Source organism: Pseudomonas sp. 24 E 13, assembly GCF_900004715.1.
Lineage (GTDB): Bacteria > Pseudomonadota > Gammaproteobacteria > Pseudomonadales > Pseudomonadaceae > Aquipseudomonas > Aquipseudomonas orientalis_A.
Genome location: NZ_CVTO01000096.1, coordinates 10,120 through 18,305, shown reverse-complemented (window position 1 = coordinate 18,305; position 8,186 = coordinate 10,120). Strand labels below are relative to the sequence as shown.

At 61.2% G+C, this 8,186-nt stretch carries 6 protein-coding genes and 1 pseudogene; 4 read left to right on the top strand and 3 right to left on the bottom strand.

Features of this window, described 5'->3' with window-relative positions:
- Window positions 1-342: 342 nt before the first annotated feature.
- Window positions 343-1,350 (bottom strand): NADP-dependent oxidoreductase, encoded by a 1,008-nt coding sequence (locus BFP90_RS07075; protein WP_065896336.1) that lies wholly within the window; start codon window positions 1,348-1,350, stop codon window positions 343-345.
- A gap of 228 nt (window positions 1,351-1,578) precedes the next feature.
- Here BFP90_RS07075 and BFP90_RS07070 point away from each other — a divergent pair, with 228 nt between their 5' ends.
- From BFP90_RS07070 to BFP90_RS29495, 4 genes and pseudogenes are all read left to right on the top strand, one after another.
- The gene (locus BFP90_RS07070) at window positions 1,579-2,340 is read left to right on the top strand and encodes an SDR family oxidoreductase (protein WP_065896335.1); all 762 of its coding nucleotides are present in this window, start codon (window positions 1,579-1,581) and stop codon (window positions 2,338-2,340) included.
- Between the two features lie 202 nt (window positions 2,341-2,542).
- Window positions 2,543-3,955 (top strand): aminotransferase-like domain-containing protein, encoded by a 1,413-nt coding sequence (locus tag BFP90_RS07065; protein ID WP_065896334.1) that lies wholly within the window; start codon window positions 2,543-2,545, stop codon window positions 3,953-3,955.
- A 24-nt stretch (window positions 3,956-3,979) separates the two neighbouring features.
- Window positions 3,980-5,176, top strand: a pseudogene (locus BFP90_RS29500) (HAMP domain-containing protein); the annotation flags it as partial.
- Window positions 5,156-6,037: a methyl-accepting chemotaxis protein gene (locus BFP90_RS29495; protein WP_370671686.1), complete on the top strand. Its 882-nt coding sequence runs from the start codon at window positions 5,156-5,158 to the stop codon at window positions 6,035-6,037. The pseudogene BFP90_RS29500 and the gene BFP90_RS29495, both read left to right, overlap by 21 nt.
- Window positions 6,038-6,073: 36 nt before the next feature.
- Here BFP90_RS29495 and BFP90_RS07055 read toward each other — a convergent pair whose 3' ends face one another.
- Together BFP90_RS07055 and BFP90_RS07050 are read right to left on the bottom strand one after the other, a co-directional pair.
- Entirely contained in the window at window positions 6,074-6,886 is an 813-nt protein-coding gene (locus BFP90_RS07055) for an alpha/beta fold hydrolase (RefSeq protein ID WP_065896332.1), read from the bottom strand.
- Between the two features lie 118 nt (window positions 6,887-7,004).
- Window positions 7,005-7,775, bottom strand: a complete 771-nt coding sequence (locus tag BFP90_RS07050) for a hypothetical protein (RefSeq protein ID WP_083203178.1) — start codon at window positions 7,773-7,775, stop codon at window positions 7,005-7,007.
- Window positions 7,776-8,186 lie beyond the last annotated feature (411 nt).

Sequence of the window (8,186 nt, the reverse complement as noted above, 5' to 3'; positions counted from 1 at the left end):
CTTGAATCCGTGGGCCGCCGCCACGCGCCATCCATGGCGCGGGGCGGCTAACCCGGCGTCCTGCCGGGTTGCCCACGGATTCAAGCCTGCGTTCGGCCAGCGTGGTTTAACGGGGCGCCTAAGATCAAAAGCAGATCAAGAGCGGCTCGCTTCGCATCGTGGTTACGGGTGGGCGCGGCTGCGTTGTGTAGGAGCGAGCTTGCTCGCGAAAAACGTCAACGATAACGCGTGTTTCCTGAATAAACGCGGTGCCTGTGAGTTTTTCGCGAGCAAGCTCGCTCCTACAAAAAGCCTTGACTGGCATTGGGGCCAGCCACCTCCCACAGTTGTAAATGGCGTGTGTCAGCTGACCTTCAGCACCAACTTGCCAAAGTTCTCGCCGTTGAACAGTTTCATCAGCGTTTCCGGGAACGTTTCCAAACCTTCAACGATATCCTCTTTGCTCTTGAGCTTGCCCTGGGCCATCCAGCCGGCCATTTCCTGCCCGGCGGCGGCAAAGTTCGCCGCGTGATCCATCACCACAAAGCCTTCCATCCGTGCGCGGTTGACCAGTAATGACAAGTAGTTGGCGGGGCCTTTGACGGCTTCTTTGTTGTTGTACTGGCTGATGGCGCCGCAAATCACCACTCGCGCTTTCAGCGCCAGGCGACTGAGCACTGCGTCGAGAATCTCGCCGCCAACATTATCGAAATAGACATCCACGCCCTTGGGGCACTCGCGCTTGAGGGCGGCGGGTACGTCTTCGTGTTTGTAGTCGATGGCCGCATCAAAGCCCAGTTCGTCCACCAGGAACTTGCACTTGTCGGCGCCTCCGGCGATGCCCACCACGCGGCAGCCCTTGAGTTTGGCGATCTGTCCGGCAATGCTGCCGACCGCACCGGCGGCGCCGGAAATCACCACGGTCTCCCCTGGCTTGGGCGCGCCGGTGTCCAGCAGCGCGAAGTAGGCGGTCATGCCGGTCATGCCCAGCGCGGACAGGTAGCGGGGCAATGGCGCGAGTTTCGGATCGACCTTGTAGAAGCCGCGTGGCTCGCCGAGGAAGTAATCCTGTACGCCCAAGGCGCCGTTGACGTAGTCGCCGACCGCAAAGTCCGGGTGGTTGGAGGCAATCACCTTGCCCACGCCCAAGGCGCGCATGACGTCGCCAAGGCCCACCGGCGCGATGTAGGACTTGCCCTCATTCATCCAGCCGCGCATGGCGGGGTCGAGGGACAGGTACTCGTTGTGCACCACTATCTGCCCGTCCCGGGGTGTGCCCACCGGGACTTCCTGATAGGTGAAGGTGTCCCGCGTGGCCGCTCCGACCGGGCGTTTGGCAAGCAGGAACTGGCGGTTGGTCTGGGCAGTCATGGCGGCAACTCTTTAGAAATGAAGTACCAGTCATAGACAAGTAACGGCCCGCGAGCAAGGTTGTTCGAGCCACGCGAATGCTTGCCGATAGACAGGGTTGATACTCGTGCCCATGGCCTTATCACCAGAACTCATGCAGCACCCACCGGGCTTCTGATAGTGCTGACGCGACGCTGCCGTCGTTGGCTAGACTCGACCCACGGTTATCAATCCCACAGGACATTCCCCATGAGCATGACATTTTCCGGCCAGGTCGCCCTGGTGACCGGCGCTGCCGCCGGTATTGGGCGCGCCAGCGCGCTGGCGTTTGCCGCCGAAGGCTTGAAAGTGGTGGTGGCTGACCTCGATGTGGCGGGCGGCGAGGGCACTGTGGCGCTGATTCAGCAAGCCGGTGGCCAGGCGTTGTTTGTGCGCTGCAACGTCACCCTGGAAGCGGATGTGCAGCAATTGATGGCGCAGACCGTTGCCGCCTATGGCCGCCTGGACTATGCCTTCAACAATGCCGGGATCGAGATCGAGAAGGGCAAGTTGGCCGACGGTACGCTGGATGAGTTCGATGCCATCATGGGGGTCAACGTCAAAGGCGTGTGGCTGTGCATGAAACATCAACTGCCGCTGTTGCTGGCCCAGGGCGGGGGAGCCATCGTCAACACGGCGTCGGTAGCGGGGTTGGGGGCGGCGCCGAAGATGAGCATCTATGCGGCGTCCAAGCATGCGGTGATCGGCCTGACGAAGTCGGCAGCCATTGAGTACGCGAAAAAGAAAATCCGCGTCAATGCCGTGTGCCCGGCGGTGATCGACACCGACATGTTCCGACGCGCCTACGAAGCCGACCCGCGCAAGGCCGACTTTGCGGCGGCGATGCACCCGGTCGGGCGCATTGGCAAGGTCGAGGAAATCGCCAGCGCCGTGTTGTATCTGTGCAGTGATGGTGCGGCCTTCACCACCGGCCAGGCCCTGGCGGTGGACGGCGGTGCCACGGCGATTTAGGACTTCACACTGCAACCTGTTCGAAAAGTGCTGGGGTGGCGTGGGGTGTTTCCATAGCTGGCAAAAAGCCGTGATTGAATGTGTATCATTAGGTAAAAAATCCAATAAAATCAATGATTTAATAACTATCTAGGACGGGCTTTCTTGAGCTTCTGTGCTTAACTGTTTGGGTTGAATAACAAACAGTTGAAGTGAGTGGCTCATGGATTTAGGGATTGATCGACAAGCCCCAGTACCGGTGGTGCAGCAAATCATCAGCGCAGTCGCGGGATGGATTCGCAACAATGGGGTGAGCCCCGGCACACGCTTACCGTCCGTCCGGCAATTGGCCTTCGACAACCTGCTGAGCCAGTCCAGCGTGATCGAAGCCTTCGAGCGGATGGCGGCCCAGGGGCTGCTGGCCTCGAAAAACGGTGCCGGGTTCGTGGTGGCGCAGCCCGCGGTCGTTCAGGAAAAGCCGTGGCACGAAGGCGCAGAACTGGGGTGGGGCAGCTTTACCGATGGCCCTTTGGGCGAGCTTAAGCTCGGCTGCGGCTGGCTACCGGACGCCTGGCGCGAGAGCGATGACATCAACTACGCTATCCGCGAAGTCAGCCGTACCGACACCGCCGGGCTGTTCAACTACAGCACACCCCTGGGATTGCCGGCCCTGCGTGAACAATTGCTCAAGCGCCTGACCCGGATCCACGTGCCCAGCAGCCTGGAGTGCATCCTGACGACCCACGGCGCCAGCCACGCCCTGGACCTGCTGATACGGACGTTGCTCAAGGCGGGCGATACGGTGGTGGTCGAGACCCCTGGCTACGGCAACCTCTATCGGCAACTGGCGTTTCACGGGGTCACCTTGCTCGAAGTGCCGCGCACGCGCAGCGGCCCGGACATCGCAGCGCTTGAGGCACACCTGCAATGCCATCGCCCCAAGTGCCTGTTCATCAACAGCCTTTATCACAACCCTACCGGCACCAGCCTGTGCCACGCGGTGGCCGAGCGGTTGCTGGCGCTGGCCCGCAGCCGGGATTTCTTGATCATCGAGGAAGACGTCTACGGCGACCTGCAACATGCCAACTGCACGCGGTTGTCGGCGTTGCCCCATGAAGATCGTGTCATCTATGTCTCCAGTTTTTCCAAGACGCTGAGCAGTGCCTTGCGCGTGGGCTACCTGAGCGCCGGTGCGGCGATCATCGCGCAGCTGGCTCATCTGAAGACCCTGACGGGCATTGGCACTTCGCGGTTTGCCGAGGCCATGGTGGCGACCTTGCTGGCCAACGGTACCTACCGCAAGTGGGTGCAGCGCCTGCGCAAGCGTCTGAATACGCAAATGGCCGCCACCCTGCAGGTACTGGAAGATGAAGAATGGCAGGTGTTTGCGGTACCTGCCGGCGGTATGTTCCTGTGGGCGCGACCTGGTGCGCAAAGCCCTTCGCGCGTGCAGGCGTGTGCCCGCAGGCTGGGTGTGTTGTTGGCACCGGGAACGTTGTTCAACCCGAAGGGTGAATGCAGCGAGTGGCTGCGCATCAACGTGGCCTATGCGGCGGATCAGCGAGCATTGGCGCTGTTCCGTGCCCTGGGGCCCGCCAGATCGACCTCGACCATTCTGAAAACGACGGGCGTGTAGCTTTTTGCCATTATTGTGGCGCCAATGACTTGTGCTCAGTGCCCCGTGGTTGCCAATCTCGCTGCTGGTCAGGCGGGTTTATGGCATCTGCCATTGCGAGAGGACTCAAGTGCAATGATTTCGGGCGCGCAACGACGTTTTGCCAACCTCGGTATGGCGAAAAAACTGGGCTTGGGGTTCACCCTGGTGCTGCTGCTGACGGCACTGGTCGCGGCCATCGGCGTAGGGTCCCTGCAAACCGTGGGTCAGCGCTTCGAGGGCCTCAAGCGGATGTCTTCGCTCAACAGCGACCTGCTCAAGGTGCGCCTGATCGAACAGGATTACGCCTTGCACGCCGACCCCAAGGCGGTGGATGCCCTGCATGAACGTGTCGACGCGCTGACTGCGCTGGCGGTCAGCCTCAAGGGCCAGTCCGCCGCCAACGTGCCGGTCATGACCGAGGTGGAGCAAGCCCTGGTCGCCTACCGCAAGGCGTTCGACGAGTTTGTCGAACTGACCCAGACCAAGGACTTGGCCCTGGAAATGGCCAGTTGGTCGGTGTCCAGCGTGGCCAATAATCTCGATGTGTTGCAGGCCGGCCTGGCGGACGACGGCGCCTATGCCCTGAATGAGAGCCAGGGCAAGGACGGCGCCGAATTTATCGAGCAGGCGGGGCAGGTGAGCCAGGTGTCGCGGTTGATGTTGCAGGCGATGAACGAAGCGCGGCTGCGCCTGGATCAGAGCCGCAAGGCCGACGCGGACGAGGCGGAGCAGGGCAGGATCGAACAGGCTGACCAGGCGCTGGCCCAGGCCGAGCAACTGAAAACCTCGGTCAAGGACTCCGGTTACCAGACCGTGCTGAATGAAGTGTCCGGGCATATCGCCTCATTCAGCGAAAAGCTTGGCGAATACACCGGCCTGCTGGCGCAGGAAAAAGTGGTTTACAAACAATTGCATGATCGCGCCGATCAGGTGGTCAGCCGGGTCAACCAGGCCTATGACGCCGAAGACCAGTCGATGCAGGCGCAACTGGCCAGCAGCGCGCTGCTCATCATCGGGTCATCCGCCCTGGCGTTGCTGGTGGGGCTGATGGCGGCATGGGGGATTACCCGCATGATCGTGGCGCCGCTGCGCAGGGTAATCGCCGTGGCCCAGCAGATTGCCTCCGGTGACCTGACTGGGCGCATGGAGGTCAATCGCCGCGATGAAATCGGCCAGCTGATGCAGGCGATGCAGCAGATGGGCAACGGCTTGAGCCATATGGTCAGCGGGTTGCAGGCGGGGATCGAGCAACTGGCCAACTCGGCTCATGCGTTGTCCAGCGTGACCGAGCAGACCAACATCGAGGTCAGCAGCCAGAAGGAGGAAACCGAGCAGGTGGCCACGGCGATGAACCAGATGACCGCCACGGTGCATGACGTGGCGCGTAACGCCGAAGAGGCCGCGCAAGCTGCGCAGACGGCGGATGACAAGGTCGACAGTGGCCAGCAGGTGGTGCGCTCGAGCTTGCAGCGCATCGAACTGCTGGCCACCTCCAGCAACAGTGCCAGTGCCAGCATCGAGAGCCTCAGCGCGGAGATCCAGAACATCGGTGCGGTGTTGAGTGTGATCAAGAGCGTCGCCGAGCAAACCAACCTGCTCGCCCTGAACGCAGCGATTGAAGCGGCCCGCGCAGGCGAGCAAGGGCGCGGCTTTGCGGTGGTCGCCGACGAGGTGCGCGCGCTGGCCAAGCGCACCCAGCAATCGACCGAGGAAATCGAACGCCTGGTCAGCACCTTGCGCAGTGCGGCGCAGTCGTCGGTGCAGCAGATTCAGCACAGTGGCGAGCTGGTTAAACTGGCCGTCAGTGATGCGTTGGAAACCGAAAGCGCCCTGGGCAGCATTGCCGCAGCGGTGTCATTGATCCAGCAGATGAACCAGCAGATCGCCGCCGCGGCCGAGGAGCAGAGCTCGGTGGCCGAAGAGATCAACCGCAGCGTCACCAGCATCCGCGCGAGTGCCGATCAATCGGCGTTGAGCATGCAAGGCAACGCCGCGTCGAGCATCCAGCTGGCGCAACTGGGCGCGGAACTCAAGGGCATGGTGGGGCACTTCCGCCTCTGATCGCAGCCTTCGCGCCGCGACCAGTGGCGAACGGAGTCAGGCGTTGTTGGCGAGGAACGTCAGCAGCGCTTCATTGACGAACTCCGGATTCTCCCGGCTGGAGATATGCCCGGCGTCGGGAATCAAGGTCAGGGCACAGCCGATCAGATTGGCCATTTCCTCGGCTTCTGCGGGTGGGCGGGGCTTGTCCTGTTCGCCGCACATGACCAGGGTGGTGTCGCAGTCCAGGCGAGGCAGCTGATCGAGGATGTCTTCGCGACTGAAGATCAAGCGACCCAGGGGCACCACGCTGTCCAGCAGGCGTTCCCGGGAAAAATCCTGCAGTGACTGGCGAAAGTCCTGATACAGCGCTGATTCGCGGTCGATTTGCGGCCGGAAGAAGATCGGCGCGATCACGTCCAGCAACGGTTCAGGAATGGCGCCGGCGTCTTCAATCATCTTGAACAGCGAGAAGTAATACTCACGCGTGGCGTGCGGCTCGGCGCCGAGGTAGGTGTCCATCAGCACCAGGCTGTTAATGCGCTCAGGTGCCAGCAAGGCGAGGCGGGCGCCCCACATGCCGCCGACCGACAGACCGACCAGGTTGACCTGCGCGATGTTCAGCTGGTCCAGCAGCGCCAGGTGCTGATGTGCCAGGTCGTCAAGGGAGCGGGTGTCTGCGGGCAGCGTGCCCGACTCGCCATGACCCCACAGTTCAGGGACGATTACACGGTATTGCTGCGACAGTGCGTCGATCTGCGATGGCCACATGTTGCGGTCCCACAGGTAGCTCGAACCCAACAGGACGACCGGGCCTGTGCCCTGGTCGATATAGTGCAGCGGTTGTCCATCAATCACGGCGACAGGCATAGCAGGCCTCTAACTTCACGGAGTGAGGGGCACTTTTTTACCCTAGTCGGGGGCGGGGGGATAGGTGCATTTTGATGGCACGTGGCGACCGGATGTCGCCACATTAGCCAGAAGGCTATCAGTCGTAGATGGCTTTCTTTTTCCACTCGGCATCGGCGTCGACGACTTTCAGGCCTTCGGTCAGTTCGTTGACTTCGTCTTCGACTGGCTGGCTGTTGGTCAACACCGTGGAGTTGGCGCGGGCCAGTTGCGACTCCAGCGTTCTCAGCTGTGCGCTGTACAGCACCGGTTCCGGTTGTTTGCGCAGGTACTGCACGCCGCGCTCGAACGCCAGGCGCGCCTGGCCCGGTTGCCCTTGCTGCAGGGCATGCTGGCCGAGGTTGTTGAAGAACTCGATGTGCAGCAGCACCAGGATATGGCGGACTTCCTTGATCCAGTGCTTCGCTTCGTTGGCCGGCAGGAAACCGTCCTGGGCCGCGCGGGTGACTTGGCCGTGCAACGCTTCGAGCAAAAAGCGCACATCCTTGGCCTTGGCTTCGGTCTGGATCGGCGCGGGCGGATTGGCCACCGGAATCGATTCGCCCTGAGCGATCAGGGCATTGAGCTCGGCGATCCGTGCCTTGAGCGCGCCGTTGGATTTGTTGAGGTTCAGCAAGCGCTGGTTGACGTTGAGTTCCAGGCGGGTCAGCAACAGCTTGAGCGCCGGGGTCATCAATTGGCCAGGAAAGGTCTCGGTGATTTCACCACAGCGACGCAGCCGATCATTGAGCTCGATTTCGGTACGCTGCTTTTCCAGCTTATTGTTTTCCACCACATGGTTCATGTAGCCAATGGCGATCAGTATTGCGATCCCGGCTATAACCAGCAGGGTGATCATGAGTGGTGTCACCGGTGTGACCTCTTTATGGGGTTTGCTGTGGAGTGTAGTGACTGAGCTATCCGACGGATAGGACTGTTCGACCAGTTGCCCAGGTTGTTTCTTCTATATAGGTAAGTGTTCCTGGCGTGACTGCACATTGCCATCATTTGCCTGGACCAACTATAGCGCCTTGTCGAGCGCCAGAATATAGGCGCCAGGGCTTGGGCGGCCAGAATGCCCGGGCGGGCCGGTAAACCGGGGCGAAGTCATTGATTTAAATAAATTTATCCTTGGGGGTTGACGACCTATGAATCCATCCATAGAATGCGCGCCACTTACAGCGTAAAGCACACAGCGAAACGCGGTAGGGAGTGAATGTTGTACGTGTGTCCCCTTCGTCTAGTGGCCTAGGACACCGCCCTTTCACGGCGGTAACAGGGG